This window comes from Nioella sediminis (assembly GCF_001879695.1).
GTDB classification, from domain to species: Bacteria; Pseudomonadota; Alphaproteobacteria; order Rhodobacterales; family Rhodobacteraceae; genus Nioella; species Nioella sediminis.
Genome location: NZ_MNBL01000041.1, coordinates 107,500 through 122,190 on the forward strand (window position 1 = coordinate 107,500; position 14,691 = coordinate 122,190).

Below are 14,691 nucleotides of genomic sequence, written 5' to 3' on the forward strand. Positions count from 1 at the left end.
GATCTCAGAGCCGCCCGATGCGCCGGAGTTCCTCTATCGTATCGCGGATGCTGGTGTCGGTGCTGACGCTCGGCTGCCAGCCGAGCACATCCTTCGCCCGCTGGTTGGACGAGGCAAAATAGCGGCCCCGGTTCAGCGCCACGAACTCTGGCGTAATCAATGGCGGCGCCCCGATCAGGCGGCTGGTCATGCGGTTCATCAGCGGGGCGATCGGGTACATGAACAGGGGCACCGTCATCAGCGGACGGCCAACGCGCATTCCCTGGGCGCGCAGGATGTCGATGATCTCATCAAAGCTCGGGAACCGGTCATTGCAGAGGATGAACCGGCCCGACACATCCTGTTCCGCCGCCCGGATATGCCCGTCCACCACGTCACGCACATCGACAAAGGGCATGACGCCCTTGAACGAGCCCATACGCAGCGCCCCCTTTGCAATGGCCTCGATGAAATCGGTGGATTGCGTCGGTTTGTGGAAGGTGCCGCCGAAGATGCCCGCAGGCAGGACGGCGACCATGTTCACGCCAAGCTCCGCCGCCAGGTCCCAGGCCCGTTTCTCGGCCAGGGTCTTGGCGCGGATGTAAGGGACGCTCAGATCTTCGGTCCAGTCGGCTTCGGTCTTCTTGTCGTCGGGCGAGGTGCCGAGCGGCAGGGTGACGGTGGATGAGGTCAGCACAACCTTGCGCACGCCGCTGGCAGCCGCCGCCCGGATCGCGGCTGTTGCCCCTTCGACCGCGTCGCGGACCATTTGCGCATCCGCGTCCGCGCCGGAGGTGACATAGCGATAGGTCGCGGCGACATGGTAGAGCAGGTCGATCCCTTCGGTGGCAGCGCGGAACCCGTCGGCATCCTGCACGTCGAGCGACACGACATCCTGTACCCCGAGCGCCCGGAGCGGGTCTGACTTCGCGGGATCATCCGCATCGCGGACCGAGACCCGCAAATCCGCCCCGCGCCGCACAAGCTCTGCCGTCAGATTGTAGCCGACATGACCATTCGCCCCCGTCACCAGAACCTTGCCCATGACGCCCCCCTTTCCGTGCAACCCTAAGTGGCAAGTCTAGGCGCGGGATAGCGTATCTGGCAAAGAAAAACCCCGGCGGGATCGAACCTGCCGGGGCTTTCTGTTTCTCAGCTGCGGGCCAGCTTAGGCCAGCGCGCCTTTCGCCTGATCGACGATGGCACCGAAGGCTTCGGGCTCGTGCACGGCGAGATCGGCCAGAACCTTGCGGTCCACCTCGATACCGGCCAGCGCCAGACCGTTGATGAAGCGCGAATAGGTCAGCGATTCGTCATGGGCGCGGACGGCGGCGTTGATCCGCTGGATCCACAGGGCGCGGAACTGACGCTTGCGGGCCTTGCGGTCGCGGGTCGCGTACTGGTTGGCCTTGTCGACGGCCTGGGTCGCGGTGCGGAAGTTGCGGCTGCGGGCACCGTAATAGCCCTTGGCGGCCTTGACGATCTTGCGGTGACGGGCGTGGGTGGTGGTGCCGCCTTTAACTCGGGACATTGTCAGGCCTCCTTAGCGTGCGTAGGGCATGTAACCCTTGACGATCTTCTCGTCAGGGGCGGACAGGATCGTGGTTCCCCGCGCGGTGCGGATGAACTTGGTGGTCCGTTTGATCATGCCGTGGCGCTTACCTGCCTGGCCTGCTTTGACACGGCCGGAAGCCGTGACCTTGAAGCGCTTCTTGGCGCTCGACTTGGTCTTCATCTTGGGCATTTTCGTCTCCAGTTCATTGGCTACGTTCTGGCGCGACTCGGCATGCCTCTCGGCCGGCCGCACCGGTTGGAGCGCGTCTGTTACCGGCAATCCGGGGACAAGGCAAGGGGGTCAGTTCATCACACGTGACAGGACCGAGATGAAGGCATCGGGCACTTCGCGCCAGCCCTGCGGGTCGTCGAGCGACCAGTAGGCATAGACGAACACGCCAACACCCGCCGCCAACGCGCCAAGGGCTACGGTCGGAAACTCCCCATCCGACCAGACCGACAGGGCCGAGGCGATCGAAAAGAGGATCACCAAGGTCGAGAGGGTCAGCAGGATGTCGGGGCTCAGGATCATTCCATATCGGTCGACATGATCAACCGCTCGTCACAGGGGGCGACGCGGATGATATTCGTTGTGCCCTGCACGTTAAAGGGCACACCGGCTGTAACGACGATAAAATCTGTCTCGTTGGCAAAACCGGCATCGCGCGCGGCCCGCGCCGCAGAAGTCACGGCCATCTTGAAGCGCGTGAGTTCGCCCGTCAGATAGCAGTTCATACCCCAAGTGAGGCACATGCGGCGGGCCACATCTACAATCGGGGTCATGGCGATGATCGGAACGCGCGGGCGTTCGCGGGCCACCAGCGCGGCGGTGCCGCCGGACTGGGTGAAGCAGCAGATTGCCTTGATATCGGTTGTTTCCGCAATTTCACGGGCCGAGGAAACGATGCCATCGGCCACGGTGGACCGCGCCACCTTGCGGCTGGATTCGATAATGTCGCGATAGGTCGGGTCGGCCTCGACCTCGATGGCGACATTGGTCATGGTGGTGACCGCCTCGATCGGGAAGCCCCCGGCGGCGCTTTCTGCGGACAGCATCACCGCATCGGCGCCTTCATAGATGGCGTTGGCCACGTCGGTGACTTCGGCGCGGGTGGGGACCGGGCTTTCGATCATCGATTCGAGCATCTGGGTCGCCACGATCACCGGTTTGGCGGCGGCACGACAGGCCCGGACCAGACGTTTCTGGATCGGCGGCACCGCCTGCACGGGCAGTTCCACCCCCAGGTCGCCCCGCGCGACCATGATCCCGTCAGAAGCGGCGAGGATCTCGTCAAAGGCCTTCACCGCCGCTGGTTTCTCGATCTTGGACAGGATCGCGGCGCGGCCTTTGGCCAACCCGCGGGCCTCCTCGACATCGGCTGCGCGCTGTACGAAGCTGAGCGCCAGCCAGTCGACGCCAAGCTGGCAGACAAACTCCAGATCCTTGCGATCCTTTTCGGACAGGGCCGCCAGCGGTAGCACCACATCCGGCACGTTCACGCCCTTGCGGTTGGAGATGGACCCGCCCGCGATGACCTTGCAATTGGCGAAATCCGCGCCGCAATCTTCCACCTGCAGCTTGATCTTGCCGTCATTGACCAGAAGGGTCGAGCCCGGTTCCAACGCCGCGAAGATCTCGGGGTGGGGCAGTTGTACGCGGGTATGGTCGCCCTCGGCCTCGTTCAGATCGAAGCGGAACGGGGCACCGTCTTCCAGTTCGTAGGGGCCATTTGCGAAGACGCCGCAGCGCAGTTTCGGGCCCTGAAGGTCGGCCAGGATGGCAATCGGGCGACCGGTGTCTTTCTCCACCTGACGGATGATCGTGTGGCGCGCTCGGATCTCCTCGTGGTCGCCATGGCTCATGTTCAGGCGAAACACATTGGCCCCGGCCTCGAACAGGGCGCGGATCATCTCATAATCGTTCGATGCGGGCCCGAGGGTCGCCACGATCTTGACGTTACGCTGGCTTTTCATGGTCTGACCCTCGTTTCTCTACGGCTTATGTTAGCGCTAGCATTCGTGTTGCGGCCCTTATGTCCCAATTCGTGGAACATGACAACTGGCACTCGCGTCTAACCTGTCATATGTCCCTTTTGTCTATGAAGGATAACACGGAAATGACAGCCCCTTTCCACATCGAAGGGCATGACCGCGCCTCTCGTTGGCTGATCACCTGCGACCATGCCTCGAACCGGGTGCCCGACTGTGTGAACGGCGGCGTTCTGGGTCTGCCGGATGAGGATATGAACCGTCATATCGCCTATGATATCGGCGCGGCGGGGCTGTCCCGGGCCTTGGCGCGGGAAATGGGCGCGCCGGTGATCCTGTCGGATTTCTCGCGTCTGGTGATCGACCCCAACCGCGGGGAACATGACCCGACGGTGCTGATGAAGCTCTATGACGGGTCGATCATCCCCGCGAACCGGGGGGCCGATGCGGCAGAGCAGGAACGGCGGCTAGCGGCCTTTCACCGGCCCTATCACGATGCGCTGGCCGGACTGGCGGCGCGGCGCGGTGATACGGTTGTCTGCGCCGTCCACAGCTTCACCCCCCAGTTCAAGGGGCGCGAGATGCGGCCATGGCATGTGGGTGTGCTCTATGCCGAGGATGACCGGTTGGCGGCACCGCTGCTGGACCGCCTGCGGGCTGAGGCCGACATCTATGTGGGCGACAACGAGCCCTATTCCGGCCACCTGCCCGGCGACAGCATGGACCGCCACGGGACCGTGCCCGGCCGCCCCCATGTGCTGATCGAGCTGCGGAATGATCTGATTGCCACGCCGGAACAGCAGGAACACTGGGGCCAGCGTCTGGCCCCGATTCTGGACGGCGCGTTAACCGATGCCGGTTGCTGAGAGGACCCCGAGTTGCCCCATCTGACCCTTCAACATTCTGCCAATGTCGCGGTGGATCAGGCGCTGTGTGAGGCCCTGTTTCAGGCATTGGCCGCCCATGAGGCCATTCCGCATCCTGAAAGCCTGAAAATCCGCACCCTGCCCTGCCCCCATTGGCGCATCGGGACCGAGCCGCAGAGCTTCGCCCATGCGGACCTGTCGCTGCTGCCGGGCCGGGATGAGCCGACCAAGGCCGCCCTTGCACGATGCGTGCTGACCGTGCTGGAATCGCACCTGCCCGAGGTCGGTTCTCTGTCGGTCGACGTGAAGGACCTGAGCGCCGCCTATACCAAGCGCGTCTTGTGAGAAGGAGACCAGAGATGGACGACCAGACCCGTATCGAGATCGAGGCCGCCGCCTTCCGCCGCCTGCGCCAGCACCTGATGGACGACCGCCCGGACGTGCAGAATATCGACCTGATGAACCTGGCCGGGTTCTGCCGCAACTGCCTGGCGCGCTGGTATCAGGAAGCCGCCAATGAGCGTGGCATCGAGATGACCAAGGACGAGGGGCGCGAGGCCTATTACGGGATACCCTATGACGACTGGAAGGCGCAGAACCAGTCTGAGGCCAGCCCCGAAAAGCAGGCAGCATTCGAGAAGGCCTTTGCCGAGAATGTGCTGAAGAAGGGCTGAGGCCCTCTAGCCAAGCCAGGAAAAGGCGCGGGACAGGAACGTATCGGCCTTGTCCGTGACGGGCGTGCCATGGGCCATGACGACCTGTTTCGGCTGCCACGTGCTGATCTGATCGAGAGCGACGCGGGCGGCCGCCTTGTCCCGCGTGGCCATCCGGAACTTGCGGGGCACCTGTGGCTCGACCCCGGTCATCAGGTCCAGCCACGCCACCAGCCGCCGCCAGCCACGATACCAGCCCTTCGGCATCTGTTGCAGCAGGTCGGTGAAGAGAACCGTGCCGCTGTCACGGTGGAAGAACACGACCTCATCGGCGATGGCATTTGGAAAGATCACCTGATCAATTTGCCCGGCCCAGTCGGGATTCGGGGTGTCGCCCAGATCGCTGGAGAAGTGCAGATCCCCCCGCTTGGCCCGCAACCCCGGTGCCGCATGCAGCCGGACCCCGGGACAGAAATGCACCCAATCCGAAAGCGCCATGTGATGCAGCCGGTTGGGCGCGACGATGTGCCGGACAGGGCCGAGCTGTTCCAGCGCCTCCAGCAGAGCGGGGGTCAGACGCACAGGCGACCAGAGCCAGAGACCGCCATCCGAAAGCCGCGCGACGGCCATGCGCGTGGGATAGTGAAATCCCGCCGCCGCCCGGATATCCGCTCCGTCGACCAGCCAGAGGCCAGGGCCAAATGGGATCAATGTCATCGCGTTCCTCTCGCTGGTCTCATGGGTGCAGAGCAGATCACAGGCGCTGCGACAATGCCACCTGATCCGTGCGGTTGAAGGCGCCGCCCCGCAGGACTAAATGCGCCGCATTGATAGTCCTCATTGCATGAGATCAGACATGGACAGACGCCTTTTCCTCGCTTTCGGGTCCGCCGCCGCTTTGGCCATAGCCGCCGCGGGCTTTCTCTTCGGACGAGGGCGAGAGCCGGAGAACCTGACCCTTGCGGCCCTGTCGGGCGATGCGCTGGCCCAGGACGACTCGGTTCTGCTGGTCGATATCCGCCGCCCCGAGGAATGGCAGCAGACCGGCGTGATCGACGGCGCGCTTCTGATCACCTATGCCGATCGCGACAGCTTTCTTGCCGCCCTGCGTCCGCATTTGCAGGACGGTCAGAGCCTGGCGCTCATCTGCCGGACGGGGAACCGCACGTCGCGCGCCACGCGGCAGATTGCGGAGGCGGTTGACGCGCCGGTCATCGACGTGGCGGGCGGCATGGTACGAGTGCTGCGCGAGGGCTACAGCCCCGTGGCACCAACGCGGGACATGGGCTGTACGGTCTGTTAAGCGCGCCAACGCGCTTGAAGCGCGTTAAAGGGCCTTGCAAGGCCCTTGCAAGCGGTTTGCAAACCGCTTTCTCGCCCTACACTTCCGCCATCGCGGGCCGGTAGAAGGCAGGCTTGTCCGACGTGCTCAGATCCGGTGCGTACCGATAGCCACCGTTGTCGAAATCAAGAATGCCTTCGGGATCGCGCAGCCGGTTCTGGATGATGAACCGGGCCATCGCGCCGCGCGCTTTCTTGGCAAAGAAACTGACCACCTTGGGGCCGCCGGGCTTTTCCTCCAGGAACTGGGGCGTGATCACGCGGGGGCGCAAAACATCCGGCTTCACGGCGGTGAAATACTCGACCGAGGCGCAGTTGATCAACGTGTCAGTCCCCAGCCGGTCCGCCTCGGCATTCAGCGCCTCGGCGATCTGGACACCCCAATAGTCATAGAGTGATCGACCCCGGTCTGTCTTCAACCGGCTACCCATTTCCAGCCGGTATTCCTGCATCGCATCGAGAGGGCGCAACAGCCCATAAAGGCCCGAAAGAATCCGCAGATGATCCTGAGCAAACGCCAGTTCCTCGGCGTCGAGGCTGCCCGCCTCCAGCCCCGTATAGGTGTCGCCTGCAAAGGCCAGAACGGCGGGCCGCTTTTCGGCATGATCATGGAACCGGGCAAAGCGGTCGCGGTTCAGTTTGCCAAGGCTTTCGCTGATATGCATCAGCTTTTGCAACTCGGCCACGGACAGGCCCTGTGCGACCTCGGCCAACCGGTCGGCATCCTGCTGGAACATCGGCGCGGTCATGTCCACATCGCGCTCGGACCAGTCGAGTTTCTTGGCCGGTGAAAGAACGATCAGCATTCCTGCCCCCTTATCACATCGAGGAACGCCGTCCCGAAGCGTTCCACCTTTAGGTCTCCCATGCCCGGAATGCGCGCCAGATCTTCCAGCGTATCCGGGCGGCGTTCGGCGATCTGGCGGATCGTGGAATGGGTGCAGGAGAGGTACTTCTCGGTCCCCATTTCACCGCGCGCCAGGCCCACCTGCGCCTGCATCAGTTGGTCAAATATAGGGCCCGCGTCGCGCCCGGCCAGCTTGCGGCGCTGCGGATGGGCCTCCTGCGGCGTTTCGCCGGTGATGACCTCCAGAAATATCGCGCCGTAGCGGTCGAGCTTGGTCGCGCCGACCCCGCCCACTTTGGCCATCTGGTCGAGCGTGGCAGGCCGGGTTTCGGCCATCTCGATCAGGGTCTTGTCGGTGAAGATCACATAGGCGGGCACCCCGGCCTCCTCCGCCAGCGCCCGACGCTTGGCCTTGAGGGCCGACAGCAGGGGTGCGTCCTCCTCGCTGACCAGCATCTTGACGGCAGGGCGGCGGGCTGCCTTGCGGATCGTGTCACGGCGCAGGGTGATCCCTTCCTCACCCCGCAGGATGGGACGTGCCCGGTCGGTCATGAACAGCGCGCCGTGCCGGTCGGGATCGGGGCGCACGAGGTCATGGGCCGCCATCTGCCGAAACACCGCCTGCCAGCCACGCCGGTCAAACTCCGTGCCGACACCATAGGTGGGCAGGGCGTCATGCCCGCGCTGGCGGACCTTGTCGGTATCCGCCCCGATCAGGATGTCGATCAGGTGCCCCGCGCCGAAGCTCTCCCCGGTGCGCAACATGGCCGATAGCGCCTTTTGCACGGCGACCCCACCCTCGAACAGCTCCGGCGGGTCGTTGCAGAGATCGCAGTTGCCGCAGGGCTCCGGGTCTTCTCCGAAATAGCCAAGCAGAACCTGACGGCGGCAGCCGGTGGCCTCGGCCAGCCCCAGCAACGCGTTCAGACGCCCATGATCGGCGGATTTGCGGTCCGGCGGGGCCAGCCCTTCGTCGATCTGCTGGCGGCGGAAGCGGATGTCGTCGGGACCGAAGAGGGTCAGTGTGTCGGCAGGCGCCCCGTCGCGGCCCGCGCGGCCGATTTCCTGGTAGTACGCCTCGATGGATTTGGGCAGGTCCGCATGGGCCACCCACCGGATATCGGGCTTGTCCACGCCCATGCCGAAGGCAATCGTCGCCACCACGATCAGCCCGTCCTCCTGCGCGAAGCGGGTTTCCACGTGGCGTCGGTCCCCGGCCTCCATCCCGCCATGGTATTGGCAGGCATTGTGCCCCGCCTCGCGCAGCGCCTGCGCCAGCGTTTCGGTCTTGGCCCGCGTACCGCAATAGACAATGCCGGATTGCCCCTTGCGGGCGGCGGCAAAGGCAAGGATCTGCTGGCGCGGCTGGTTCTTGACGTCGAAGGCGAGGCTCAGGTTGGGCCGATCAAAACCGCGCAGGAAGGTTTCGGGCGGGTTTGCCTCACTGAAAAGCCGCGTGACGATCTCGGCCCGCGTTTCGGCGTCTGCTGTCGCCGTGAAGGCCGCCAGCGGCACGTCCAGCGCCCGGCGCAGGTCGCCGATGCGCAGGTAATCGGGGCGGAAATCGTGGCCCCACTGGCTGACGCAATGCGCCTCATCCACGGCAATGAGGCTGACGCCTGCGCGTGACAGCATCCGTTCGGTGCCACCTGAAGCCAGCCGTTCGGGCGCGAGGTAGAGCAGTTTCAGCGTGCCCTCCTCCAGCCTGCGCCAGACCGCATCGGTTTCGTCCTCGGTATTGCCAGAGGTCAGCGCCCCGGCCTCAACCCCCGCCTCGCGCAACCCGCGCACCTGATCGCGCATCAGCGCTATGAGGGGAGAGATGACAACGGTCAGCCCCTCGCGGCAGAGCGCAGGCAGCTGGAAACACAGCGACTTGCCGCCGCCCGTCGGCATGATCGCCAGCACGTCGCGGCCAGCGGTCACGGCATCCACGATCTCCTCCTGCCCGGGGCGGAAGGCGGAAAAACCGAAGACGGAAGATAGCAAATCGGAAGGGGCCGGCATGGGGTCGGTCGGGCTGCTCTGCTGTGTTCTGATTGCGCCGGACGGTCGCATATTGTGGCCCGGGGGACAAGGACCGCTAGGGGTTGTTCCTATGCTTTGCGCAGGTCAACCAACCCGTGCAGATGGGGCAGCGGCAATTCCGGCACGGGTTCGGCCACTACGCCGCCAAACCGTGCCTCGTGCACCAGAACCGGGCGGTCATGGATCAGGCAGAGAACGCGGGTTGCATCGTGCCACGCCTCCTGCCCCTTGATGCGCCAGACCAGCCCCCCGCTGAGGGACGCATTGGCAAATTCGAGCGGCCGTCCGTGGCCATCGCGGGCAAGCCCGAGACAGTCGGCGCAGAAATGCCATGGGTATCGGGGAAAGGCCTTTTGGGCTGCGCCGCAGCCGGGGCAGTGATGCTCGGGCAGGATCATTCTGCGGCCTCTTGCAAGCCAATCAGCGCCGGCACGGAGTACATGCTGTCGATGATCTCCGCCCCCTTGGCCTTCAGCGCAGCCCCGTCGCCATGGGGCGCATAGCCGAGGCAGCGCATACCGGCGCGGGCGGCGGCGGTCGCCCCGGTGGCGCTGTCTTCCAACACCACCGCGCGGTCGGGGGCCACGCTGAAATGGGCGGCGGCGGCGAGGTAGAGGTCGGGGTCAGGCTTGGCGGTTTTCAGCGTGTGCGCAGAGAAGATCGCCCCGTTGAACCGGTCCAGAAGGCCGTTCTGGCCAAGCGTGATCTGCATCTTCGCCTCGCTGCCGTTCGATCCGACGGCATAGGGGATTCGCGCGGCGTCGAGATGGTCCAGCAATTCCGGGATGCCCGCGATCACGTCGACCCCTGCACGCAAGGCCGCATAGGTCTCGGCATAGATTTCATCGACCCAATCGGCGGGCAGATCCGCCCCCATCCCGCGCGCCTGTTCCCCCACCCCGCGCATGGTGCCGCCGACGAAGAGCTCCATGCAGCGTTCCAGCGTCATCGGCAGGCCGTGGCGGGTCAGGTTCTCGGCCAAGACCCGGTTCGACACGGTCTCGCTGTCCACAAGCACCCCGTCGCAGTCGAAGATCACCAATTCGGGGCGGGTCATTCGGGGGCTCCTTCATGGCGCAGGATGGTGATCAGCGTGTCGCCATAGCGGCGCTGGTCCAGCTGCTCACACCCTTCGGGTGGGATGGGGGCGGTGTTCTCCTCCCACACGATCAGGGCTTCAGGGGCCAGCCAGCCGCCCGCGATCGCTGCCGCCAGCGCCTTTTCCCCGAGACCTTTGCCATAGGGGGGGTCTAGGAAAATCAAATCGAAGGGCGGTTGCTGCGCATCCCCCAGTTTCGTTGCATTCCGGCGAAAGACTTTCGACGTGCCCTGCGCGGAACACAGTCTGATGTTTTCCCGCAGAAGCGCCCGTGCCGTGGCGCCGTCATCGACGAAACAGGCGAACGACGCCCCGCGAGACAGCGCCTCCAGCCCGAGCGCGCCGGTCCCTGCGAAAAGATCCAGCACGCGGGCGCCGGTCAGCGGGTCGCCGTAGCCGCCATTCACCAGCAGGTTGAACAGGCTCTCCCGCACCCGGTCGGATGTGGGCCGCAGATGCGCGCCCGCATCACCCTTGCCGACCGAGGCAAGCCGCTTACCCCGATGGTTCCCCGCGATGATCCTCACGCTTTCAGCAATGCCTTCAACTCGGTCGCAGGGTCGGCCACTGCAGCCTTGTCGGGCGACTTGTCCATGGACAGCAGCCGCTTGCCCACCATGTAGCCGCGCGGATCGTTGATGGCATCGACGGCAAGGAACTGGCCGCCCTTGTAGTACCAGAAGGACAGGGTGTCGTCGGTTTGCCGCGTCACGATTTCATCGTAGCCGGTGTTCAGCCCCGCGATCTGCAGCTTGGTGTCGTACTGGTCGGACCAGAACCAAGGCTCCGGCACGTAGTCCTTATCCGCGCCCATGATATTCGCCGCCACGCATTCGGCCTGATCAATGGCGTTCTGCACGCTTTCCAGCCGGATGCGCGCGCCCTTGTAGGGGAAGGACGCACAGTCGCCCGCCGCCCAGATCGACGGGTCGGAGGTGCGGCCATGGGAATCGGTCCTGATGCCGTTTTCCAGCTCCACCCCGGCCATTTCGGCGGGGCCGGTGGCGGGGACGATGCCCACGCCCACTATCACCATGTCCAGCGCAAGGTCGGAGCCATCGGACAGCACTGCCCCCGACACGCGCCCCTCGCCGGTCAGGTGCGAAAGCCCCACGCCCTCGCGGATATCGACGCCGTGCGATTTGTGCAGGTCGCGGAAGTAATCCGAGGTCTGGGGCGAGGCCACACGTTGCAGGATGCGGTCAGCCATTTCGACAAGCGTCACCTGCATGCCCTTCTTGGAACAGACGGCAGCGGCCTCCAGCCCGATATAGCCGCCGCCCACAATCAGGACCCGGCGGCCCTCGGTCACTTCGGGGGCCATGGCGTCCACATCCTTCAGGTCGCGGACGGTAAAGACGCCCTCCAGATCGCCGCCGATATTGGCGGGCAGGCGGCGCGGGATGGAGCCGGTGGTCAGGGCCAGCTGATCATAGGACAGCGTTTCGCCCCCCACGGCCACGGTCTTGGCTGCCGCATCGATTGCCGTCACCGGCTGACCGAGTTTCAGGGTAATGCCATTGTCGGCATAATAGGCCTCTGGCCGCAGGAACAGACGCTCCTTCTCCATTTCGCCCAGAAGGTAGGCCTTGGACAGCGGCGGGCGCTGATAGGGGGGGGCGTTTTCCGCGCCGATCAGGGTGATTTGACCCTCGAACCCCGAGGACCGCAGCTTCGCCACCAGCGACGATCCGGCCTGACCGGCCCCGATCACGACGACATGTGACATGAAATTCCTCCCGCGCTCTGGCACCTGCCAGCCATTGATCTATATCGCTTGCGTAAACCAATCAGTCCACGAGGAAAACCATGGCGATTAGTGTCGGTGACAAACTGCCGGAAACCACCTTTCTGATCTTTGATGAGAACGGCCCGCAAGAGGTGCCCCTAGGCCCCAAGCTGAAGGGCCGCAAGGTGGTGATCTTCGGTCTGCCGGGCGCGTTTACTCGTGGCTGTTCCGCCACCCACCTGCCCAGCTTCATGCGCACCCGCGAAGCGTTCGCGGAGAAAGGCGTGGACGAGGTCATCTGCATCGCCGTCAACGACCCCTTCGCCATGACCGCCTGGGGCCAGCACACCGGCGCGACTGAAGCCGGGATCACTATGCTGGCCGATTCTGCCGGTGATTTCACCAAGGCCATCGGGCTGGAGTTCTCCGCCCCCGTGGTGGGGCTCTACAACCGCTGCCAACGCTTCGCCTTGTTGGCCGAGGATGGGGTGGTCAAGGTGTTGAACCTCGAAGAGGAAGCGGGCGCCTGCAAGCTGACCGTGGGCGAGGAATTGCTGGAAAAGATCTGATTGCATTGGGGTTGCCTTATGGCGCCCCGGTGTTCCAGACCCGGGTCCGGCCGTCCTGACACAGGCCGGACTCACCCTGCTCTGCATGGCGCCTCTTCCACCTGTTAGCGTTGACATTGCTGCATAGCGGCAATTCAAGCTTGTCGATTGTGCATGTGCAGCATTGGCCTATCTTTCCCTGTGTCGACGCAATCCGGTGTCGGCATTTGAAAGGAGGCTTTACATGGCCTATGCACTCAGCAACTCCACGCTTCTTGACCGTATCGGCCTGACAGCGCGCATTCAGGACCTTCGTGACACGCTGGCGAAACGCGCCGCGCGCCGCGCCGTCTACAACAGAACGATGGCCGAACTTCAGGTCCTCAACGACCGCGATCTGGCGGATCTCGGCTTTCACCGCAGCGAGATCCCGCATATTGCACAACAGGCCGCCGACATGGCCTGATGACCAGACATGAGGGGCGGAGATCATGCCCCGATGTCCTGAAACCTGCGGCGCGCCGAAGTCTTGATCGGTGCCGCCGCAGTTTGCCTACCCCGCCAAAGCATCCATCTTCTCGGCCAGTTTCACATCGCGCTCGCTCAGCCCCTCCACGTCATGGCTGGTGAGCGTGACCTCCACCGTCTTGTAGACATTGGACCATTCCGGGTGGTGGTTCCATTTCTCGGCCCAAAGCGCGGCGCGTGTCATGAAGCCGAAGGCCTCTATGAAATTGCGGAAGGTGTAGGTCTTGGCGATGGCATCGCGGCCCTCGACCATGTGCCAGCCGCTGTCCAGCAGCGGCGCAAGGGCAGCGTCCCGGTGCTCTTCGCTCAGTTTGTCGGTCATTCCTGTTCCTCCACCCGCGCTTTGCGGAACGGGCCATAGGCGGTGAGGATCTCTATATCCTCCTCCACCGCGGCGCGTTCCGCCTCCAGATAGTTCTCGACCGCCTCGGAAAAGCCGGGATCGGCGATCCAGTGCAGGGAATGGGTGGGCACCGGCAGATAGCCGCGCGCCAGCTTGTGTTCGCCCTGCGCGCCTGCCTCGACACGGGCAAGACCCCGCGCGATGGCAGCATCTATGGCCTGATAATAGCACAGTTCGAAATGCAGGCAGGGGTGGTGTTCGGTGCAACCCCAGTAGCGGCCAAAAAGCACGTCCCGCCCGATGAAATTCAGCGCGCCTGCTACCGGTACGCCCTCCCGAACCGCCAGAACCAACAGAACATCATCGCGCATGGTTTCCTGCACGAGGTCGAAGAAGCTGCGCGTCAGATAGGGGCTGCCCCATTTGCGCGCGCCGGTATCCTGATAGAAGCGCCAGAACGCATCCCAATGTTCGGGCCGCAGATCATCCCCGGTCAGAGAGACAATATCCCCCCCGAACCCCTGCGCCTGCGCGCGTTCCTTGCGGATCGTCTTGCGCTTGCGTGACGAAAGCGAGCCAAGGAAATCATCGAAGCTGCCATAGCCCGCGTTTTCCCAGTGGAACTGCTGCGTAGTCCGCCGAAGCAGACCGATCCGCGCACCCGCCGCTGCCTCCTCCTCCGTGCAAAAGGTGATGTGCAACGAGGACAACCCGCTATCCTCGGCCACCTGCACTGCCCCCTGCACCAGCGCGGTACGGCCCACATCCTCCCACCCCGGTCGGGTCAGGAAGCGCCGCCCGGTGGCGGGGGTAAACGGCACCGCCATTTGCAGCTTGGGGTAATAGCGCCCGCCCGCCCGTTCATAGGCATGGGCCCAGTTGTGATCGAAGATGTATTCGCCCTGGCTGTGCCCCTTGGCGTAAAGCGGCGCGGCGGCAATCACCTGCCCCGCTGCCCGCGCCATCAGATATCGCGGCTGCCACCCCGTGCCGGGTCCGACAGACCCGCTGTCCTCCAGTGCCTTCAGGAACCGGTGCGTCGTGAACGGGTCCACTGGCGGGCCACCATCGGCAGCTTCAGGGCAGGCGCAGGAATCCCACTCCCCTGCCGGAATATCCGACAGGCTGGCAAAGGCCGTGATCTCGATTGCGGTATCGCCGTCCATGATTGCCCCGCCTGCGTCCCT

20 protein-coding genes are annotated in these 14,691 nt (G+C 64.4%); 6 read left to right on the top strand and 14 right to left on the bottom strand.

Annotation, left to right across the window (positions count from 1 at the left end; genetic code table 11):
- Positions 1–4: 4 nt before the first annotated feature.
- The 5 genes from BKY26_RS05630 to pyk form a co-directional block, all read right to left on the bottom strand.
- A complete protein-coding gene (locus BKY26_RS05630; protein ID WP_071689415.1) occupies positions 5–1,024 on the bottom strand; it encodes an NAD-dependent epimerase/dehydratase family protein in 1,020 nt (339 codons plus the stop codon).
- A 123-nt stretch (positions 1,025–1,147) separates the two neighbouring features.
- Complete coding sequence (gene rplT, locus BKY26_RS05635; RefSeq protein ID WP_071689416.1) at positions 1,148–1,510, bottom strand: 50S ribosomal protein L20; 363 nt, start codon at positions 1,508–1,510, stop codon at positions 1,148–1,150.
- 12 nt (positions 1,511–1,522) lie between these two features.
- A complete protein-coding gene (gene rpmI / locus BKY26_RS05640; protein ID WP_071689548.1) occupies positions 1,523–1,723 on the bottom strand; it encodes a 50S ribosomal protein L35 in 201 nt (66 codons plus the stop codon).
- Between the two features lie 111 nt (positions 1,724–1,834).
- On the bottom strand, positions 1,835–2,065 hold the full coding sequence (locus BKY26_RS05645; RefSeq protein ID WP_071689417.1) for a hypothetical protein: 231 nt from the start codon (positions 2,063–2,065) through the stop codon (positions 1,835–1,837).
- Positions 2,062–3,507, bottom strand: coding sequence for a pyruvate kinase (gene pyk / locus BKY26_RS05650; protein ID WP_071689418.1), 1,446 nt, complete (start codon positions 3,505–3,507; stop codon positions 2,062–2,064). Before pyk ends, BKY26_RS05645 begins: the two co-directional genes overlap by 4 nt.
- A 143-nt stretch (positions 3,508–3,650) precedes the next feature.
- On the opposite strand from pyk, the gene BKY26_RS05655 reads away from it, so the two are divergent.
- The 3 genes from BKY26_RS05655 to BKY26_RS05665 are packed head-to-tail and all read left to right on the top strand — an operon-like array spanning position 3,651 to position 5,062.
- A complete protein-coding gene (locus BKY26_RS05655) occupies positions 3,651–4,388 on the top strand; it encodes an N-formylglutamate amidohydrolase (RefSeq protein ID WP_071689419.1) in 738 nt (245 codons plus the stop codon).
- Positions 4,389–4,400: 12 nt separating this feature from the next.
- Entirely contained in the window at positions 4,401–4,733 is a 333-nt protein-coding gene (locus tag BKY26_RS05660) for a 5-carboxymethyl-2-hydroxymuconate Delta-isomerase (RefSeq protein ID WP_071689420.1), read from the top strand.
- A gap of 14 nt (positions 4,734–4,747) precedes the next feature.
- Entirely contained in the window at positions 4,748–5,062 is a 315-nt protein-coding gene (locus BKY26_RS05665) for a DUF1244 domain-containing protein (RefSeq protein ID WP_071689421.1), read from the top strand.
- A 6-nt stretch (positions 5,063–5,068) separates the two neighbouring features.
- On the opposite strand, the gene BKY26_RS05670 is transcribed toward BKY26_RS05665, so the two are convergent.
- On the bottom strand, positions 5,069–5,758 hold the full coding sequence (locus tag BKY26_RS05670) for a DUF4336 domain-containing protein (RefSeq protein WP_071689422.1): 690 nt from the start codon (positions 5,756–5,758) through the stop codon (positions 5,069–5,071).
- 139 nt (positions 5,759–5,897) lie between these two features.
- On the opposite strand from BKY26_RS05670, the gene BKY26_RS05675 reads away from it, so the two are divergent.
- Positions 5,898–6,344 carry a rhodanese-like domain-containing protein gene (locus tag BKY26_RS05675; RefSeq protein ID WP_071689423.1) on the top strand — a complete coding sequence of 149 codons (447 nt, stop codon included), beginning with the start codon at positions 5,898–5,900 and terminating at the stop codon, positions 6,342–6,344.
- A 76-nt stretch (positions 6,345–6,420) separates the two neighbouring features.
- Here BKY26_RS05675 and yaaA read toward each other — a convergent pair whose 3' ends face one another.
- The 6 genes from yaaA to BKY26_RS05705 all read right to left on the bottom strand — a co-directional run bounded on the left by yaaA (position 6,421) and on the right by BKY26_RS05705 (position 12,085).
- Positions 6,421–7,188 carry a peroxide stress protein YaaA gene (gene yaaA / locus BKY26_RS05680; RefSeq protein ID WP_071689424.1) on the bottom strand — a complete coding sequence of 256 codons (768 nt, stop codon included), beginning with the start codon at positions 7,186–7,188 and terminating at the stop codon, positions 6,421–6,423.
- The gene (gene recQ / locus BKY26_RS05685; RefSeq protein WP_071689425.1) at positions 7,182–9,236 is read right to left on the bottom strand and encodes a DNA helicase RecQ; all 2,055 of its coding nucleotides are present in this window, start codon (positions 9,234–9,236) and stop codon (positions 7,182–7,184) included. Before recQ ends, yaaA begins: the two co-directional genes overlap by 7 nt.
- Positions 9,237–9,325: 89 nt before the next feature.
- Positions 9,326–9,655: a hypothetical protein gene (locus BKY26_RS05690; protein WP_071689426.1), complete on the bottom strand. Its 330-nt coding sequence runs from the start codon at positions 9,653–9,655 to the stop codon at positions 9,326–9,328.
- Positions 9,652–10,314 (bottom strand): HAD family hydrolase, encoded by a 663-nt coding sequence (locus BKY26_RS05695; protein WP_071689427.1) that lies wholly within the window; start codon positions 10,312–10,314, stop codon positions 9,652–9,654. Before BKY26_RS05695 ends, BKY26_RS05690 begins: the two co-directional genes overlap by 4 nt.
- Positions 10,311–10,883 (bottom strand): 16S rRNA (guanine(966)-N(2))-methyltransferase RsmD, encoded by a 573-nt coding sequence (gene rsmD, locus BKY26_RS05700; protein WP_071689428.1) that lies wholly within the window; start codon positions 10,881–10,883, stop codon positions 10,311–10,313. Before rsmD ends, BKY26_RS05695 begins: the two co-directional genes overlap by 4 nt.
- On the bottom strand, positions 10,880–12,085 hold the full coding sequence (locus tag BKY26_RS05705; RefSeq protein WP_071689429.1) for an NAD(P)/FAD-dependent oxidoreductase: 1,206 nt from the start codon (positions 12,083–12,085) through the stop codon (positions 10,880–10,882). The genes rsmD and BKY26_RS05705 overlap by 4 nt, the downstream gene beginning before the upstream one ends.
- A gap of 80 nt (positions 12,086–12,165) precedes the next feature.
- Between BKY26_RS05705 and BKY26_RS05710 the strand changes: the two genes are divergently transcribed.
- Positions 12,166–12,654 carry a peroxiredoxin gene (locus BKY26_RS05710; protein ID WP_071689430.1) on the top strand — a complete coding sequence of 163 codons (489 nt, stop codon included), beginning with the start codon at positions 12,166–12,168 and terminating at the stop codon, positions 12,652–12,654.
- A 223-nt stretch (positions 12,655–12,877) separates the two neighbouring features.
- Positions 12,878–13,099 carry a DUF1127 domain-containing protein gene (locus tag BKY26_RS05715; RefSeq protein WP_071689431.1) on the top strand — a complete coding sequence of 74 codons (222 nt, stop codon included), beginning with the start codon at positions 12,878–12,880 and terminating at the stop codon, positions 13,097–13,099.
- 87 nt (positions 13,100–13,186) lie between these two features.
- Here BKY26_RS05715 and BKY26_RS05720 read toward each other — a convergent pair whose 3' ends face one another.
- Together BKY26_RS05720 and BKY26_RS05725 are read right to left on the bottom strand one after the other, a co-directional pair.
- Complete coding sequence (locus BKY26_RS05720) at positions 13,187–13,483, bottom strand: 4a-hydroxytetrahydrobiopterin dehydratase (RefSeq protein WP_071689432.1); 297 nt, start codon at positions 13,481–13,483, stop codon at positions 13,187–13,189.
- Positions 13,480–14,670, bottom strand: coding sequence for a GNAT family N-acetyltransferase (locus BKY26_RS05725; RefSeq protein WP_071689433.1), 1,191 nt, complete (start codon positions 14,668–14,670; stop codon positions 13,480–13,482). Before BKY26_RS05725 ends, BKY26_RS05720 begins: the two co-directional genes overlap by 4 nt.
- Positions 14,671–14,691 lie beyond the last annotated feature (21 nt).